The organism is Nocardia sp. NBC_00508 (genome assembly GCF_036346875.1).
In the GTDB taxonomy this organism is placed as follows: Bacteria; Actinomycetota; Actinomycetes; order Mycobacteriales; family Mycobacteriaceae; genus Nocardia.
In genome coordinates, this window is sequence record NZ_CP107852.1 from 7,543,193 (window position 1) to 7,559,680 (window position 16,488).

Annotated in this window: 20 protein-coding genes; 6 read left to right on the forward strand and 14 right to left on the reverse strand. The window is 66.1% G+C overall.

Features of this window, described 5'->3' with window-relative positions:
- Positions 1-56 precede the first annotated feature (56 nt).
- From OHA40_RS33905 to OHA40_RS33920, 4 genes are all read right to left on the reverse strand, one after another.
- Positions 57-440 (reverse strand): hypothetical protein, encoded by a 384-nt coding sequence (locus OHA40_RS33905; RefSeq protein WP_330230880.1) that lies wholly within the window; start codon positions 438-440, stop codon positions 57-59.
- Between the two features lie 15 nt (positions 441-455).
- Positions 456-965: a DUF3558 domain-containing protein gene (locus tag OHA40_RS33910; RefSeq protein WP_330230881.1), complete on the reverse strand. Its 510-nt coding sequence runs from the start codon at positions 963-965 to the stop codon at positions 456-458.
- A 210-nt stretch (positions 966-1,175) separates the two neighbouring features.
- Positions 1,176-1,382: a DUF397 domain-containing protein gene (locus OHA40_RS33915; protein ID WP_330230882.1), complete on the reverse strand. Its 207-nt coding sequence runs from the start codon at positions 1,380-1,382 to the stop codon at positions 1,176-1,178.
- A complete protein-coding gene (locus OHA40_RS33920) occupies positions 1,379-2,272 on the reverse strand; it encodes a helix-turn-helix domain-containing protein (RefSeq protein ID WP_330230883.1) in 894 nt (297 codons plus the stop codon). The genes OHA40_RS33915 and OHA40_RS33920 overlap by 4 nt, the downstream gene beginning before the upstream one ends.
- Positions 2,273-2,570: 298 nt before the next feature.
- Between OHA40_RS33920 and OHA40_RS33925 the strand changes: the two genes are divergently transcribed.
- The 4 genes from OHA40_RS33925 to OHA40_RS33940 all read left to right on the forward strand — a co-directional run bounded on the left by OHA40_RS33925 (position 2,571) and on the right by OHA40_RS33940 (position 4,947).
- Entirely contained in the window at positions 2,571-2,960 is a 390-nt protein-coding gene (locus OHA40_RS33925) for a hypothetical protein (protein ID WP_330230884.1), read from the forward strand.
- Positions 2,961-3,286: 326 nt separating this feature from the next.
- Positions 3,287-3,616, forward strand: coding sequence for a hypothetical protein (locus OHA40_RS33930; protein ID WP_330230885.1), 330 nt, complete (start codon positions 3,287-3,289; stop codon positions 3,614-3,616).
- Positions 3,617-3,690: 74 nt separating this feature from the next.
- Positions 3,691-4,356: a hypothetical protein gene (locus tag OHA40_RS33935; RefSeq protein WP_330230886.1), complete on the forward strand. Its 666-nt coding sequence runs from the start codon at positions 3,691-3,693 to the stop codon at positions 4,354-4,356.
- A gap of 171 nt (positions 4,357-4,527) precedes the next feature.
- Positions 4,528-4,947, forward strand: coding sequence for a hypothetical protein (locus tag OHA40_RS33940; protein ID WP_330230887.1), 420 nt, complete (start codon positions 4,528-4,530; stop codon positions 4,945-4,947).
- Positions 4,948-5,153: 206 nt separating this feature from the next.
- Here OHA40_RS33940 and OHA40_RS33945 read toward each other — a convergent pair whose 3' ends face one another.
- The 4 genes from OHA40_RS33945 to OHA40_RS33960 form a co-directional block, all read right to left on the reverse strand.
- Entirely contained in the window at positions 5,154-5,801 is a 648-nt protein-coding gene (locus OHA40_RS33945) for a hypothetical protein (RefSeq protein WP_330230888.1), read from the reverse strand.
- Positions 5,802-5,871: 70 nt separating this feature from the next.
- Positions 5,872-6,981: a DNA glycosylase AlkZ-like family protein gene (locus tag OHA40_RS33950; RefSeq protein WP_330230889.1), complete on the reverse strand. Its 1,110-nt coding sequence runs from the start codon at positions 6,979-6,981 to the stop codon at positions 5,872-5,874.
- A gap of 17 nt (positions 6,982-6,998) precedes the next feature.
- Positions 6,999-7,943 carry a M56 family metallopeptidase gene (locus tag OHA40_RS33955; protein WP_330230890.1) on the reverse strand — a complete coding sequence of 315 codons (945 nt, stop codon included), beginning with the start codon at positions 7,941-7,943 and terminating at the stop codon, positions 6,999-7,001.
- Positions 7,940-8,323, reverse strand: coding sequence for a BlaI/MecI/CopY family transcriptional regulator (locus OHA40_RS33960; RefSeq protein ID WP_040778742.1), 384 nt, complete (start codon positions 8,321-8,323; stop codon positions 7,940-7,942). Before OHA40_RS33960 ends, OHA40_RS33955 begins: the two co-directional genes overlap by 4 nt.
- Before the next feature lie 137 nt (positions 8,324-8,460).
- Here OHA40_RS33960 and dinB point away from each other — a divergent pair, with 137 nt between their 5' ends.
- A complete protein-coding gene (dinB, locus tag OHA40_RS33965) occupies positions 8,461-9,702 on the forward strand; it encodes a DNA polymerase IV (protein ID WP_330230891.1) in 1,242 nt (413 codons plus the stop codon).
- A gap of 9 nt (positions 9,703-9,711) precedes the next feature.
- On the opposite strand, the gene OHA40_RS33970 is transcribed toward dinB, so the two are convergent.
- The 6 genes from OHA40_RS33970 to OHA40_RS33995 all read right to left on the reverse strand — a co-directional run bounded on the left by OHA40_RS33970 (position 9,712) and on the right by OHA40_RS33995 (position 15,282).
- Entirely contained in the window at positions 9,712-10,308 is a 597-nt protein-coding gene (locus tag OHA40_RS33970) for a Uma2 family endonuclease (RefSeq protein ID WP_330230892.1), read from the reverse strand.
- Between the two features lie 80 nt (positions 10,309-10,388).
- Complete coding sequence (locus tag OHA40_RS33975) at positions 10,389-11,267, reverse strand: phosphoribulokinase (RefSeq protein WP_330230893.1); 879 nt, start codon at positions 11,265-11,267, stop codon at positions 10,389-10,391.
- Positions 11,268-11,280: 13 nt separating this feature from the next.
- Positions 11,281-12,375, reverse strand: coding sequence for a class 1 fructose-bisphosphatase (locus OHA40_RS33980; RefSeq protein WP_330230894.1), 1,095 nt, complete (start codon positions 12,373-12,375; stop codon positions 11,281-11,283).
- 15 nt (positions 12,376-12,390) lie between these two features.
- Entirely contained in the window at positions 12,391-13,407 is a 1,017-nt protein-coding gene (locus OHA40_RS33985; RefSeq protein ID WP_330230895.1) for an AAA family ATPase, read from the reverse strand.
- A complete protein-coding gene (locus OHA40_RS33990; RefSeq protein ID WP_330230896.1) occupies positions 13,397-13,819 on the reverse strand; it encodes a ribulose bisphosphate carboxylase small subunit in 423 nt (140 codons plus the stop codon). Before OHA40_RS33990 ends, OHA40_RS33985 begins: the two co-directional genes overlap by 11 nt.
- A gap of 20 nt (positions 13,820-13,839) precedes the next feature.
- Positions 13,840-15,282, reverse strand: coding sequence for a form I ribulose bisphosphate carboxylase large subunit (locus OHA40_RS33995; RefSeq protein WP_330230897.1), 1,443 nt, complete (start codon positions 15,280-15,282; stop codon positions 13,840-13,842).
- Between the two features lie 150 nt (positions 15,283-15,432).
- Between OHA40_RS33995 and OHA40_RS34000 the strand changes: the two genes are divergently transcribed.
- Positions 15,433-16,302, forward strand: a complete 870-nt coding sequence (locus tag OHA40_RS34000) for a LysR family transcriptional regulator (RefSeq protein ID WP_330230898.1) — start codon at positions 15,433-15,435, stop codon at positions 16,300-16,302.
- The last annotated feature ends 186 nt before the right edge of the window (positions 16,303-16,488 follow it).

Consider the following 16,488-nt stretch of genomic DNA (forward strand, 5'->3'; position numbering starts at 1 on the left):
CGCTCCCCCACAGCGAATTTCCGGATCGTCTCGGCCACCGAATGGGTTGCCGATCGTCAGCCCACCTGCCCGGTTTCGTTCACGATCGCGGCGGCGTTCTCGATGTCCTGACCAGTGATGCGTTTGAACGAGATCGCCATGACCTCACGCATGTTCTTCACGGTCTCGATGTCTTCAGCGATGACCTGGTCTATCGAATTTGGGTCGCCCGTCGCCTGCTTCACGAACTTTTTGGCCAAATCGTCCGCCATCTTGAAATCGCCAAAACCTGAGACGTTCTGGGCGTTTCGCGCGAAAGCCAGCAGCTTCACCAGATCATCCAAACGTTTATCACAGGCTTTCGCGCAAAGATACGCGGCATTCTCGTCATCCAGGTAAAGTTCCCCCGCTCGAGCCTTTTCTGCTAGCTGCCGCCAGAGATTTGCGTCGTTCTGGCTCATCTTTCCCCTCCCAGATCAATTCGGAAATGCTGGAACCAGCGAATCTCCTGCGCGATACAGCATCGTGCACGAATCATCGGTAAGATCGCCCAACGCTGCTGCCTTGTTCAGGATTCTCAATTGGGTCACGCCCTGGGATGCCGGGAACAAGATGTCGCAACCGAGGTCTTTCGTGGCGCCATCGACCTTGAATTGCCGACCTTGACGACCCGCGACTGTGACATCCTTGAACTCGATGTTTCCGGGCTTCCGCTCGAATTCTGACACAGTGCGTCCAGTTGAAAATACTGTAATGAGGTACTTGGGTGCATCCCAGCTACAGATCTCCCAGCCGGACTGATCCACTCCGGCGATGCCGGGCTCCTCGGTCGCGGGATCGAGGCCCGCTGCCCGCAGCACATCATCGGAAATCTCCGTGCACGGATTGAACAGGGCCTTGGCTGCGGTGGTGCTTGTGGTGGCAGAACCGCCCGTGGTGGTTCCGCAGCCAACAGTACTTGCTGCAAGCACAAAACCAAGCAGCATCAACGTGATTCGACGCCCCATCCCCACCCTCTCCACCTGCGACGGCTCAGAATGCGCACACTCTAGCAGACGACCCACTGACCTTACTTGCCGACGACCATGGGCATCGTTCCCTCGCGTCCGGTGCAATTCGGGGATCTGGGAGAGGAAGGCCCCGATCTTCGCCCATGGGCGAAGATCGGGCTGTCGTCTGCTGCGTGGTTCGATTGGTCAGGCAGGCCAGGTGAACTCGTTCTCTTTCACGGCTGCGGTGAAGGCGTCCCACTTGCCCGGTGCGAACACCAATGCTGGTCCGGTCGGGTCTTTGGAATCGCGCACGCCGACGCCCCCGTCTACGAAGGCAACTTCGACACAGTCCCCACTTGGCTGGCTGTGTCGGCTCTTGAACCACTTCGCCCCGGACAAGTCCACGCTCACGCGGCGTACTCCTCTGCAATTTGCTGCACCAGAACCCTGGTGTCATCCTCGCTCAATGCCACCTGCCGGAGGCCTGCCAGCGCCGCCTTGTGGCGCTCGATCACACTATCGTCTTCCAGGAACAATGCGCCTGTGAAGCCCTCCACGAACACCACCGGAGGTTCTGCCATCCGACTGGCATGCAGAGGCGGGAAGTCGAACAGGGTGAACGACTGGACCACCAATCCGAGGTGCCCACCAGCATCGAATGGGATGACCCGAATGGACACGTTCGGCAGACGCCCGACCTCCACGAGGTGCCTCGACTGCTCGCTCATCACCCCTCGTCCTCCGACTTGGTGCCGCAACACCGACTCCGACAGCAGTACTTCGAGCGAAAAATCTGGGTCTTCTACCAGCCTGCGCTGCCGCCGCGCGGCCAATTCGAGTCGTCGCTCCACATCCACCGCGGACATCGCCGGATCGGCTGTCGCCACAAGCCATCTGCGGTACGCAGGAGTCTGAAGCAAGCCGGGCAGCAACGTGAGGTGGAAGCTCGTCATCCGGCAACATGCCTGCTCGAGGCTCATGAAGTGATCGAAATGCGGATTCACCACGTCGGCGTAGGCACGCCACCAGCCGCTGGACGAATCACCCTTGGCGGCCTTGACTTCCTGAAGGAGGCCGAGCACCTCCGTCTTGGCATCCTCATCTGCCCCGTAGAAATCGAGCAGGTCGCGGAATTGCGCTGTGCTGATTCTGACGACTTGGCCGTCTTCCAGTCGTCCGATGCCCTGTTTTGATACCTCAATCGCCAATCCCGCCGACAGCTGGCTCTTCTTGGCCTTGGTCCGCAAATCGCGAAACCGACGACCGAGCGCGCGTCGAGGAAGGGTTGAACCACTGACCATTATTTAGCCTCGCTATCTGATTCGGCCCAAACTGGACCTATCTACGAAGAACCGCCCCACAGTGGACGCCCAGTGTATTCGAAGGAAAGTCCGCTGCGTTCCGTCCAGCAGCAACTTTTTCGGGTCTACTTGGAGTCGCCCCGATGACCGGGAAACCTCGGATCCACTAGCCGCACAATCCTTTTGCAAACGTGTGCGATTCGTCCGAGACACTGCCGGGATCGCACCGGCGCGAACCGCGTGGTGGCCCTCAGCGGCCCCGGTCATCGGGTCAACCATAGACGGAAGGTTCGAAGCGATGACGAATGCTGAAGTGACAGAACTCGATACGACACGAAGTCAGCCCGGCGCCGATCGATCGAAGGCCGTTGGCTTGGTGCGGGGTGAGGTGTCGGGGCTGGACGCGCCCCGGCACGCCGTTGCCGTGGCACGGCATGCCCGCGAGCTGGGCTATCAGTACGTGTACACGGTGCGACCTCCGCGTGGATGTGCCGATCCGGTGGGGTTCGCACTGGGTCTCGCAGCTGGGCTGGGTGTGGTGGCGATCGTGGTCTACGACCTGACGCAAGTCGATGACCGGCCCGCGCGAGTGTGCGAGGACTTCGACCTGGAAACGGTATGTCCTCCGGGCACCTGGGCACGAGTTGCGGCGTCGGCGCACACTGTCGAGAGGGCGGCGGGGCGATGACTCGGGATGTTCTTCTCACGCCGCCCGATGTTTGTAGCCACGCCGATGTGCTTGTGGCGCATGAGCAGATGCGGGCGCATCGGGCCTGCCGGGTGCAGTGGTGTGCGTGGAAAGCGGCGGCGTATCAGACATTGGTGTCAGCGGGACGGCTGACGCCGCAGACGGTGAGCCCGCGTGAGCGCGCTGCCGCACGGGGCATTCGATTCCCACCCAGCGACGAGTCCGGTCTCGCCGACCGGCGTCCGAACGCAACCACGATGCGGGAGGTGCTGGAGAGGCTGTCGGCGGCGGCTGCCCCACCGGAACCGTCGGGGAGGTGACAACGGTTGCACAAGACCACGATCGGAACCACCCACACGGGCTGGCGATTGGTGGGGCATCGCATCGAGATCCTGTACTTCTGCGACAACGCCGACACCACGCCCGCCTACCGGCTACGGAATAGCGGCAACACCGTGCCGATTCCGTTGGGACAGTGCGGGTTGGTCGCCTTCGACGAGCGCGCGTTGCCGGATCTGGCGCAGGTGCGCGAATGGTTCCCGCGTCATTTTCGCCTCTGGGACGCGGTGCGCACGCAGTACTGGGAGGCGCTGTTGTCCGCAGGCGGCGCACGCCCGACCGACGAGTGGCACACGGTTGCGGCAGAACGCGAGTAGGTCCCGCCAGAGTGTGCCACTCGAAAGAACCGCACGCGGCGACCTCCTACGAGGCATCGATTCGAAGAGGGGAAATGTCCAAACGACGAAACCGGCCACGGCACAAGCCGAAAGCGCCGCGGAAACCACCAACGACCGGCTCCACGATCCGATACCCGCCGGACGCCGTGATCGACACGCTACTCAGGACCATGGTGGCCGAACGCAGCGCCGACACCACCCGACCGAGCGTCGACACCATGCACGTCTGGGGATTCGCCAACACCGACCACCCCACCACGCAAGCGACCGCCCACACCGCGATCGTCCTCGACCCTGACGCCGAGCGCTCTCCGATCCTGGATTCGGCCGAATGGCTCATCCGCAGATTCACCGGCCGCCTCTGGGGGTTCGGGCTCGCCTACCGGACAGTCGGCGAGGTGTTCACCGGCCCCGACGGCGTCCCCCACGACGTGATACAGGCAGCGACAGCGGGGAAGCTGCACGAGCGACCCGCAGCCGACGAAATGTGCGCGGCAACCATTTTCGATGCTCGCGCACGCACCTACACGGCGCTCACCTACACCCACCTTCCCGAACTCGGACCAACCCCGACCTGGGTGAACGACACCCGCGCCGACACCGACACCTGGGTCGAGCTGTTCGATCAGCGTGTCGTCGCCGCGCACGCGTGGGCGGCGGCGATAACCCTCGACCCGCACGCCAACCGCGACGCGATAACCCGACTCCGGACACCATGAAAGGGTGTTCCCAGCTGCCAGTTCTGGGAACTGTGCGGCGACCTGGTGAGGCGCCACGCCGATACCGTTACCGGGCTGCGACGTTGAACCTATGCGATCGGGCTGCGAAGACCCGGCACCGCAGCTACACGTGGCTGCGCGGTCGCGTGATGAATTATCGGAACGAGGAAAATGCTCGCCACAGAGATACTTGTGTGGGGCTTGGTCGCGGGACTGGTCAATACCGCCGCAATGGTGGTGTTCTACTCGAACCCGTGGGTGGCGCGCATCCACCGCCACCACCAGAGGGCCAACGTCGCCGGACAGAGCAGTCACCCGGGTCCGCGGAGGTTCACCGTGCATTTCCTGGGCACCCAGCTCGAGGCGTATGTCATGACCATTGGATACGCGTGGTTGCATCCGCTACTGCCGATGAACGGACTGACCGGGGCGATGGCACTGGCCGCGTTCTTCGCGGCACTGCGCGTCTGCGCACCGGTGTGGGCGCTGTGGACGATGGGAACCTATTCCAGCGGCTACCTCGCGGTGGAAGTCGCCAGCGGAGTCCTCAGCAGCATCGTCATCACGCTCGCACTCTATGTGCTCATGTAACGACCAGCCGCCCGGGCGACTTCGCCGACTGGCGGTGCGGCGCGGAAGCCGTTCGATACGCGGCCCCGGCACGAGTTCCACCCATACCGGGATCGGCAACGCCCCCCCGCCGGCTCCTCCCACCCTTGCGCCCATCCGCAACGCCTTCGCCGCCCGCGCACATGTCGACGACACACACCAGACACCGCGCGGTGCCGACTATCAGGTCAGTCGCAGTGGGACGGCTGGGAGAAGAAAATATGGTCGGGATCTGGGTTCTGTTGGCCCAGCGGTGCGGCACTCCCTGCCCACGAGATGCATTTCCCGGAGGCGTGGACGTACTTGGGGCCAGCGTAGTATTTGAACTCGCCCTGATCGACGGTCTTCCCGACTTCCCATGTAGGAGGCGATGTGTCGACGCCGGCACTAACGAAAGTGGGCTTCCCCACGTACGCCGTTTTCTTCGTGACAACGCAGTTGGTATTGCCGTTGTCGAGCAGGTAAACGGTCGCGAGTCCGGGAAGGTCGTGACTGTCGATCTCCCGGTAGCCGCTGCCGCAGACACTCTCCGGCGACGCCTCGGCGCTATCAGGCGAGGCCGCGGCAGGGCCCGCCGCGGCGAGTGAGCCGCCGAGTATCGTGCCCGCTACGAGCGCCGCCTGCATCATCTGTGTTACACGCAATTGCTGAATATCCTTACTGCAAAGGAGGATTGGCAGCACCGGCCGCATGCCAACTGACCCGGCGATGCTAGCCGAGCGGGGACCGAACGGCGCAAGCCGCTTACACATCATGGGAAGCCCGGAACGTGAACCGTCGACTTGTCTGATGGCCCAGCCCATCTCGACGGCCCCCAGAACCCCCGGCAGCGGCATCGGTGGATGATGCGGCGAGGGCAGACTGGTCGGCTGGTAGCTCGCGTACTCGTGGCGGCTGGACGCCGGGCTATACCGGACGCACGGTGAGCGTCTCGCGTCCCACCGCGACCGCCACGTGCGCGACGGCGGCGTCGAGCCCCTGCTTCGGCAGGTGCGCGCCGTCGAACATGGCGATCTCGACGGCGTCGTCGGCGAGTTCCCAGGTGCCGACAATCCGTCCGCTCACGACGACGATCGGTGAGATCCACCCCGCGGTCCGGCTCACTTTCGCCCGGTGCGCGCCCGGCAGCAGCGCCGTGTCACCGGTGCCCGGCCCCAGCACGTACTGATCGAAGGCGCCGAGTAGGTGCACAGACGTGTTCGGCGCCGTGGCGGCGAGCGGGTCGACCTGGTCGGTCGGCAGGAACGCGCTGCGGCCCTCCACGTCCACCTCGGTGAGCCGGTCGCCCAGGTCGGCGAACCACCGCCGCACGGTCGTCTTGCGCAGGCTGTTTCGGCTGAGCCAGGCGTCGAACGTCTCCGGCGTCGCCGGTCCGTAGGCGTTCAGGTAGCCGAGGATCGCCAGCGGGGCCGCGGCGTCCGGCTCCGGGAGGCCCGGCCAGTCACGCACCAGATGCGCGGGACCGGCGAACGTCACCTTGCTGCCCCGAGCCGGGCCGTGACATAGTGCGCCTTGCCAGGCGAGTGGTTTGAGCAGCGCGCCCCAGCCGGAGCGCAATTCCGCACCGAGCCGGTGGAATCCGGGATCGGAGACCAGGGCCTCCACTAGTTCGTCGCGGGTGAGCACCGCACTGTCGAGCACCTCGGCGACCGCCTCGGTCAGCGCGGCGACCTCCGCAGGTGAGGCGCCGAAGTGCTTCTGCCAGGAGGGCTTCTCCCAGGTGCGCGCCGAGCCGATGAGCGCGAGGCAGGCGGCGGCCAGCGCAGGCGTCAGCGCATGCAGGGTGCCGCGCATCGCCCAGGTCTTCATCAGCACGCCGTCGTCGAGGGCACGAACCAGCGCGCCCGGCTCCGGCTTCGTGCCGCGCAGCGCCACCGCAAGTTCCGCGGCGGAGGTGACCTGGGCCTGCACCCCGCACAGCCGTTCGGCGATCTCGACCGCGCCCTCGTCCGCGCGGGACGCCACGTACTGACGACTCAGCCGCCACGCGAAGACCTGATCCCAGGTGACCCGCACGCGCACTCCTCTTCTCCTCAGCTCAGCAGCGCGCCGAAACCGGCGACGGTCACGGCCGTCAGCACCGACCCGGTCACCGTCATCGCGATCACGCCGACCAGTGCGGTGCTGGTCGTGGCCCACCGGATCACACCAACGGGATCGGCCAGTCGCTCGGCCCGCGCCAGCACCGCGGTGCCGGCCGCGGCCAGCGCGCCCGGCGCGGCCTCGGCGATGCCGACGATTGCCAGCAGCCCGCCCAGCAGCGGAAGCGAGCCGTGCTCGTCGGCGGCCTTGTCGTCGGCGCACATCTCCAGCAGCCGCGCGATCTCGGCCGCACCGCCGGTGAAAAACCGCAGGCCGGGCAGCGTCGTGGCCACCGCGCGCAGCACCGCGGTCAACGCCGCGTGCCTGCCGCTCAGATGCGCGCGTTCGTGGGCGAGAACGGCGGCGAGCTGATCCGCGCTGAGCGCATCGAGGGCGGCGGTGGTGACGACGATGGTGTCCGGACCGGGCACGCAATACACTTGGCGCTCCGGCGAATCGAGCACGACGGCGCCGATCCCGGGCACCCGCCTGCCGACCAGGCGGACGGCACGCGCGTGGACACTGGTCCGCTTGCGCATCTGCACCGCAACCCGCGCCGCACGCACGACCAGCGCGACCGCGCCGGTTGCCACCAGCGCCGCCACCGCGAAGGTGGCCGCCCGGCTGGCGGCGGCGCCGTGCAGGTGCATCGGCGTCCACAGGAACGCGAAGCAGGCGCGCAACACATCCTTCGGATGTCCCCAGTAGGTGGCGAACTCGACGGTCACCAGCATCGCCGCGATACCCCACGCGCTCAGCGCACCGACGATCGCGACCACCCAGGCGACCACGCCGAGGCGCGGCGCGATGCCGCGATGGGTCAGACTGCGCAGCACGGGCGGACCGAAGACCGCCACGGCGATGCCGTACAGCATCAGCGAAATGACCAGGCTCACGGTACTTCTGGTGTCTTGCGCGCCGCCAGTCTGCGCAGCGCGGCACGCAGTCCGGCCGACTCCTCGGCGCTGATCCGATCGACGAAATGACTGAGCACCAGGTCCGAGCGACCGCCGGAGCCGAGCGCCTCCAGCATGAGCCGAGCGCTGTGCTCCTCTCGGGTGAGTGTCGGCCAATATCGATACGCCTTGCCCGCGCGCTCGCGCGCCAGCCAGCCTTTGCGATGGAGGTTGTCCATGGTCGACATGACCGTGGTGTAGGCGATGTCCCGCTGAGCCGACAGTTCGTCGAAAATCTCGCGCACCGTTGTGTCCTCTGCGTCCTGATCCCAGATGCGATCCATGATCACCGCCTCTAGGTCCCCGAATCCTCGCACCATACCGACTCCCTCATCAAAGCTGTGCCCCGTCGTGGGGACAGGGTACCGGCCAGGGCCGATTACTACGGAGGTAAGTAGTAGATCGATCCGCCGCGAAAGGCTTGCGGGCGATATTTGTCGGAGGCCTATGCGAACATATGTTCGTGTCCGATGCGCCCGTCTCTCGATCCGGCAGACCCCGGATTCTCGCGCGGGCGGAGGCGTCGATCCTGCATGCCGATCTCGACTCGTTCTATGCCTCGGTCGAGCAGCGCGACGACCCGCGTTTGCGGGGCAGACCGGTGATCGTCGGCGGCGGCGTGGTGCTGGCGGCCAGCTACGAGGCGAAGGCGTTCGGCGTGCGCACACCGATGAACGGCGGGCAGGCACGCCGGTTGTGCCCGCAGGCGATCGTCGTGTCACCGCGCATGTCCGCGTACGCCGAGGCGAGCAAGGCGGTCTTCGAGATCTTCCGCGACACCACTCCCCTCGTGGAGGGCATCTCCATCGATGAGGCATTCCTCGATGTCGGCGGGCTGCGCCGGATCGCGGGCGAGCCGGTGGCCATCGCGACGAAGTTGCGCGCGCAGATTCGCGATCGGGTCGGGTTGCCCATTTCGGTGGGTATCGCCCGCACCAAGTTCCTCGCGAAGGTGGCCAGCGCAGTCGCCAAACCCGACGGGTTGCGGCTGGTGCCGCCGGACGGCGAACTGGAATTCCTGCACCCGCTATCCGTCGAAAGACTCTGGGGCGTCGGCGATGTCACCGCCCGCATGCTGCACGAGCACGGCATCACCCGGGTCGGTCAGCTGGCCGAACTGGGCGAGCGCCCGCTGCGGGCAATCCTCGGCCCCGCCGCGGCCCGCCACCTCTATGCCCTGTCCTGGGCACGCGACCCGCGCCGGGTGGAGACCGGCAGGCGCCGCCGCTCGATCGGCGCCCAGCGCGCCCTCGGCCGCCGCCACCGCCCGCCCGATGAGATCGAGGCCTACCTGCACGGCCTCACCGATCGATTGGGCAGGCGCCTGCGCGCCGCCGACCGGGTGTGCCGAACCGTGGTGCTGCGCCTGCGTTTCGACGATTTCACCCGCGCCACCCGCTCACACACCCTCGCCGAGGCCACCGACCACACCGAGACGATCCTGCACGCGGCCCGCACCCTGCTGGCCGGGGCCATGCCGATGATCCAGGAGCGCGGCCTGACCCTGATCGGCCTCGCGCTGACCAACCTGGACGACGCCGACACCGTCCAACTGACCCTGCCCTTCGAGGCCCGCGGCGCAAACACCCTCGACACGACCCTCGATGACCTGCGCAAACGCTTCGGCTCCAGCGCCGTCACCCGCGCCGCCCTGCTCAACCGCGGCGAGGGCCTCTCCGTCCCCCTCCTCCCCGACTGAACGTCCCGCTCAGCCGTCGAGTTGCGCGAACGAAATCGATGCCGGGAAAGGACTTTCGAGGATCAGCAACTCTTGGTGAGTGTCGACGAGCCGATAGCTCCGACTGGCCCAGTCCAGTCGGTACTCCTGAATCACTTTCACGTACAGATTCGCGTCGAGATGGACGACGAGATAGACAGGAATGCCCTCGTACGCATACTCGGCGAGCTTGTCGATGGTGTCGGTGTACACCGATCCCGGCGAAACAACCTCGACGACCAGTAATGCATCACTCGTCGTCAGCTTGGTTCCACGTTCGATACAGCGGTAGACCGTCACGTCCGGGCGGCGGAACGAGAAAGCCTCCGCGTGATCTCGCCGCCTGCTGAAATGCACGTCGACGTCGGTCGACACCCGCGTGCATGGATCTGCGGGTTTCGCCGTCTCGAGCTGGTTCGCCAGCCTGCGGGCGACATCGCTGTGTTCGGCCGACCCGCTCTGGCAGCGGATCACGTTACCGTCGATCACCTCGATCAGCTTGCGCAGGTCATCCGGCAGCAGGTCGTATTCCGCCTCGGACAACTCCAGTGCGCCTGGATCGTCGGCCCACGCCGGTAGAACGCTCACTGGTCGCCTCACTCGGGACTGGGGCTATCGGTCGTCGGTCATGCTACGCCGCATCGAGATGGCGAGCCTCCCCCGGCCACTCAATACGAGCGCTTCGGTCGCTTGTCCATCAATCGCAGGATCAGCGGGGTGAAGATCAGCTGCATGGCAAGCTCCATCTTGCCGCCGGGCACGACGATGCAGTTCGTCCGTGACATGAACGAGTCGTGCAGCATCGATAGGAGATAGGGGAAGTCGATGACCTTCGGGTCCGCGAATCGGATCACCACGAAGCTCTCGTCGGCTGTCGGAATGCTGCGCGCGATGAACGGATTCGAGGTGTCGACGGTGGGCACCCGCTGGAAGTTCACATAGGTGCGGGAGAACTGCGGGCAGATATAGGTGACGTAATCCGGCATCCGCCGCAGGATGGTGTCGATCACCGCCTCGCTGGAGTAGCCGCGCTCGGTCTTGTCCCGGAACACCTTCTGAATCCACTCCAGATTGATGATCGGCACCACGCCGACCAGCAGATCGGTGTACCGGGCGACATCCACTGCCGAGGTGACCGCGGCGCCGTGCAGGCCCTCGTAGAACAGCAGGTCACTGCCCGGCGCCAACTCCTCCCATGGGGTGAAGGTGCCCGGCGGCTGGCCGTACGGCTTGGCCTCCGCCTCGTCGTGCAGGTACCGGCGCACCGTCCCGACGCCGGTCTCGCCGTAGTCGCGAAACAGCGCCTCCAGCTCCTTCAGCAGATTGGCCTCCTCGCCGAAATGCGAGAACCGCAGATTGCGGTTCTGCTCCGCCTCGGCCATGGCCAGCTTCATCTCGTTGCGGTCGTAGCGGTGGAACGAATCACCTTCGACGATGGCCGCGTTGATGCCCTCCCGGCGGAATACCTCCTGGAATGTCCGTGTCACGCTGGTCGTTCCGGCACCGGAGGACCCGGTGATCGCGACGACGGGATGCTTGACCGACATGGGATTCTCCTGTTCAGCGTCGAGCCGGACGAAACAGCGACCGGGTCCCGAACAGCGAGGTGTCGAAGCTGGGACCCGCATCGGGTTCGCGGTGGTAGCGCTCGATGCGCTCGACTTCGTTGCGGGAGCCGAAGATCAGCGGCACCCGCTGGTGAACGTGATCCGGCACCACCTCCAGCACCCGCTCGCTGCCCGTCGTCGCCGCGCCCCCGGCTTGTTCGACGATGAAGGCGATCGGATTGGCGCCATAGAGCAACGCGACCCGCCCAGGACGCGCGGGCGGCCGCCTGTCGCGCGGATACAGGTAGACCCCGCCGCGGGTGAGGATGTGAAAGGTGTCGGCGACCAGCGACGCCACCCAGCGCATGTTGAAATCCCGGCCACGGGGACCGTCCACGCCGTCCAGGCACTCCTGCACGTAGCGGCGCACCGGCCGTTCCCAGAACCGCTCGTTGGCCGCGTTGATCGCGAATCCGGAGGTGTCCTCGGGTATGCGCATCCGCGGATGGGTCAGCACGAACGCGCCGATCTCCCGATCCAGGGTGAACCCGTCCACTCCGCTGCCAGTAGTCAGCACCAGCATGGTTGCAGGCCCGTAGAGGGTGAACCCCGCGCATACCTGCTCGACGCCCGGCTGCAGGAAGTCGTCCGCGGTCGGTGTGCTCTCGGAGCTCTTGCCCCGCACCCGGGTGGGCGCGCGCAGCACACTGAAGATCGTCCCCACCGGCAGGTTCACGTCGATATTCGACGAACCGTCCAACGGATCGAAGGCCAGCAGATACTTTCCGCGGCGATGGGCGTCGGGCACCGGGTGGATCTCGCTCATCTGCTCCGCGAGCAGCGCCGAAAGATGACCGGTCCATTGGGTTTCGGCGACCATGATGTCGTTCGTGATCGCATCCAGCTTCCGGTGCACCGTCGGGGGAAGATTGTCCGGCTCCGACGCGCCGAGCGATCCGACGATGGCACCCCTGGTGACCTGATTGGCGATGATCTTCGTCGCAGTCGCGATCACGTTCACCAGGGCGGAGAACTCACCGGAGGATCCGGGATGCCGGTGCTCCTGCTCGATGGTGTAGCGGGTGAGCGTCTTCAGTCCTTCTGGCATAGCGCCTCGTTCTCCTCACGCGGGAGCTCGCGCGGCAGGCCCGTCCGGTAGCTCGGGATCGGTGAACACACTGCTGCCGTAGACATCCCGGTCGGTCAGCGTGATCAAGTCGGTCTTGGTCAGCGGCCTGCGCAGCTCCACGAGGCGTTTGGCCTGGCGCAGCCGGCAGCGGTCCAGCGCGTTGCGCACGCTGCGGGCGTTGGAGAACCGGGGGCGGGCCATCCGGCGCTCCAGGTACTCGTCGAACGCCCCCCGCGCCGCGTCGTCGAAGCGGAAGTTCTCCGCAGCGACCATCAGTTCGGCGATGCCCATCAGTTCCGCATGCGCGTAGTCCGCGAACTGCAGGTGATGCGCCACCCGCGAAGACAACCCGGGATTGGCGGAGAAGAAGCGCTCCATCCGGTCGGGGTAACCCGCGAAGATCACTACCAGGCTGGTGCGCTCGTTCTCCATCTCCTGCAGCAGGATCTCGATCACCTCCTGCCCGTAATCGCGTTCGTTCTCCGGCCGGAACAGGTAGTAGGCCTCGTCGATGAACAGCACGCCGCCGGCGGCCTTGGCCAGCGCCTCCTTCGTCTTCGGCGCGGTGTGCCCGATGAACTGGCCGACGAGGTCGTCGCGAGTCACGGTGTGCACCTTGGGTTTCCGGACATAGCCCAGTGCGTGCAGCATCTGCGCCATGCGCAGCGCGACCGTCGTCTTGCCGGTGCCGGGGCCGCCGGTGAAGCTCATGTGCATGGTCGGCCGGGAGGACGCCAGGCCGAACCGCTGCCGGGCCCGATCGATCAGCAGCAGCGCCGCGATCTCGCGCACCCGCCGCTTGACCGGCGCCAACCCGATCAGTTCGGCATCCAGCCTGCGCAGCGTCTCCTCGACGTCGTGGCCCGCGATGTCGGTCGACAGATCCAGCACCGCGTCCTCGGCCAGGATCTCGGGCGCCTCGGATTCGGCGGGCGCCGTCCGCACCGCGCCGGGGATGTCCATCCCCGGCCGGTGCAGACGGAATCCGGAGCCGTTGCGCTCAGCCGCCATACCGCTCTCCCGGACGGACGGTGGTCGCATACGAATGCAGGCCGTACTTCTGCTGGCGGTCCGGGCCCTCGGTGCGGGCCAGCAGGAAGCCGGGCTCGTCGGGCGGGCGCTGCACCAGGAAGCTCAGCGCCGTCGTCTGCCTGGTGTAACGGGCGTCGTAGGCCAGCACCCGCACGTAGTGCCGCGGAAACGTCGCCCGGCAGGCGTTGATCTCGGCCAGCACACCGTCGGGCTCGTCCAGGTCGAACAGCGGCAGCCCCCACATCTCCCAGTAGGCGTTGCGTGGATGCGGATCGTCGGTGTACTCGATGGACACCGGCCAGCCGTTGAGCAGTGCGTAGCGCACCTGGGCGGCGATCTGCTCGTCGGTCAGCGGCGGCAGGTAGGAAAACGTACCGTGACGCAAGTACATGGCTTGTCCTTCAAGGGTTCTCAGCGGCTGGCCGTCGGCACGGCGTCCGGCGCGTCGGTGGAGGTGTACTCGAACGTGACATCACCCCAGGTCGTGAGCGCCACGTCGAGCGGACGGCAGGTCTCGGCTGCCTTCCGCAACACCTCCGGTCCTTCCTTCAACAGGTCACGGCCTTCGTTGCGGGCCTGCACGACCGCCTCCAGCGCCACCCGGTTCGCTTCCGCGCCCGCGGCGATGCCGAGCGGATGGCCGATCGTGCCGCCGCCGAACTGCAACACCACATCGTCACCGAACAGGTCGAGCAGCTGGTGCATCTGAGCGGCGTGGATGCCGCCGGAGGCCACGGGCATCACGCCGGGCAGGCTCGCCCAATACTGGTCGAAGAAGATGCCGTTGGCCGGTTCGGCGCGAACGTGGTTCTCCCGCAGCGTGTCGTAGAACCCTTTGGTGGTCGCGGGATCTCCTTCCAGCTTTCCGACCACGGTGCCCGCGTGCAGATGGTCGACGCCGATCAGCCTGCACCACTTGGCCAGCACCCGGAAGCTGACGCCGTGCGTCTTCTGCCGGGTGTAGGTGGCATGCCCGGCACGATGCAGATGCAGCAGCACACCGTTGCGCCGCGCCCAGTGCGACATCGACTGCATCGCGGTGAATCCGACGGTGAGGTCCATCATGATGACGACACTGCCCAGTTCCTTGGCGAACTCGGCCCGCTCGTACATCTCCTCCATCGACGCCGCGGTCACATTGAGGTAGTGCCCCTTGATCTCGCCGGTCTCGGCCATCGCCCGGTTCACGCCCTCCATCGCGAACAGGTACCGGTCGCGCCAGCGCATGAACGGCTGCGAGTTGATGTTCTCGTCGTCCTTGGTGAAATCCAGCCCGCCCTTGCATGCCTCGTAGACCACTCGCCCGTAATTGCGCGCGGATAGCCCCAGTTTCGGTTTCACCGTCGCACCGAGCAGCGGCCTACCGTACTTGTTGAGATACTCGCGCTCCATCACCGTGCCGTGCGGCGGTCCCTGGAACGTCTTCACGTAGGCCACCGGAATCCGCATGTCCTCCAGCCGCAGCGCCAGCAGCGGTTTGAACCCGAATACGTTGCCGATGATCGACGAGGTCAGGTTGGTGATCGAACCCTCCTCGAACAGGTCGAGATCGTAAGCGATATAGGCGAAGTACTCCCCCGGACGGCCGGGCACCTCGTCGATGCGATAACACTTGGCTTGATAGCGCGAATGGGCGGTGAGCCGGTCGGTCCACACGACCGTCCATGTTGCCGTGGAGGATTCACCGGCCACCGCGGCTGCCGCCTCGATCGGGTCGACGCCACGCTGTGGGGTCACCCGGAACACGGCGAGCACGTCGGTCTCCGACGGCTGGTAGTCGGGCGCGTAATAGCCCATCGACGCATAGGATTGGACACCCGGATCCCAGCGGTCGCGTTCGGTTTCTTCGGCCATCGTTCCTCCTGCTGTGCCACTGCGGGACACCCGCACCCGGGCAAAGGGGCGTGCCTTGGGATTTCCAGGATGACGGGCCGGATACCGACAAACAATTTGATTGTTCCTGGCCACACTCAATGAATTCGTTGAGTTTGTTACCGTCGTTTGATGGGTATGGTGAGCGCCGGACGGATGGAAACATTCCTGGCCGTCGCCCGCCAAGGCAGCATCCGCCGCGCGGCGGCGCAACTGCACATCACCGAGGCCGCCGTCTCCGCCGCCGTCGCGCACATCGAGAAACAGCTGGGCGCCAAGCTCGTCGCGAAATCCGGGCGCGGCATCGCACTCACCGAGGCCGGTCGCATCTACGCCGAGTACTGCCGCGGCATCCTGGGACTGATGCAGGAGGCGCAGGCCGCCGTCCGCCGCGCCGAGACCGGACGGCTGCGGATCGGCGTGGTCGCCACCGCGGGCGAGTACGTCTTGCTGCGCCCGCTCGCGTCGTTCCGCCGCCGTTTTCCCGACATCGAGCTGAGCTTGTCGGTACATCCGCGCGACGTGTTGTTCCTCGAATTGCAGCACCATGAAACGGATCTCGTCATCGCGGGGCGTCCGCCGCGCGACACCGGACTCGTGGTGCGGGCCCGGCGGCCGAGCGGACTCGTCGTGGTCGGCCGCCCCGAACTCGACCCGCTGCACACCACCTGGCTGCTGCGCGGCCGGGGCTCCGGCACCCGCGAGGCCACCCTCGGCTTGCTCGACCAGCTGCGGATCCAGCCGCCCACCCTGACCCTCGGATCACACGGCGCGGTCCTGGCTGCCGCTCGAGAAGGATTGGGCGTCACGCTGATTCACAGCGACGCGATATCCCAGGACCTGGAGAACGGCGTTCTGCGGATTCTTCCCGTCGACGGCACCCCGCTCGACCGCCCTTGGCACGCGATCACCACCCGCACGCCGACCCCCACCACACGCCTCTTCCTCACCCACCTCCTCGACCCCGCCGAGGTCGGGACCGACGCCTTTCACCCGCACTGATCCCGCCTGCCGAATGCGGCGCAGTACCGCGCTGTTCCGTGATCGGCCGGCCGACCAGCCGGCGGGTGAACACAGCGGCCGCGCCATCGCCCGCCGGTGATGCGCAACGGCCCCGCCTCGTCACCAGGACCACACTGATCGGCACAGCGATCGGCCGAAGGTTGCGACCCGCGTCCTCGATCTCGC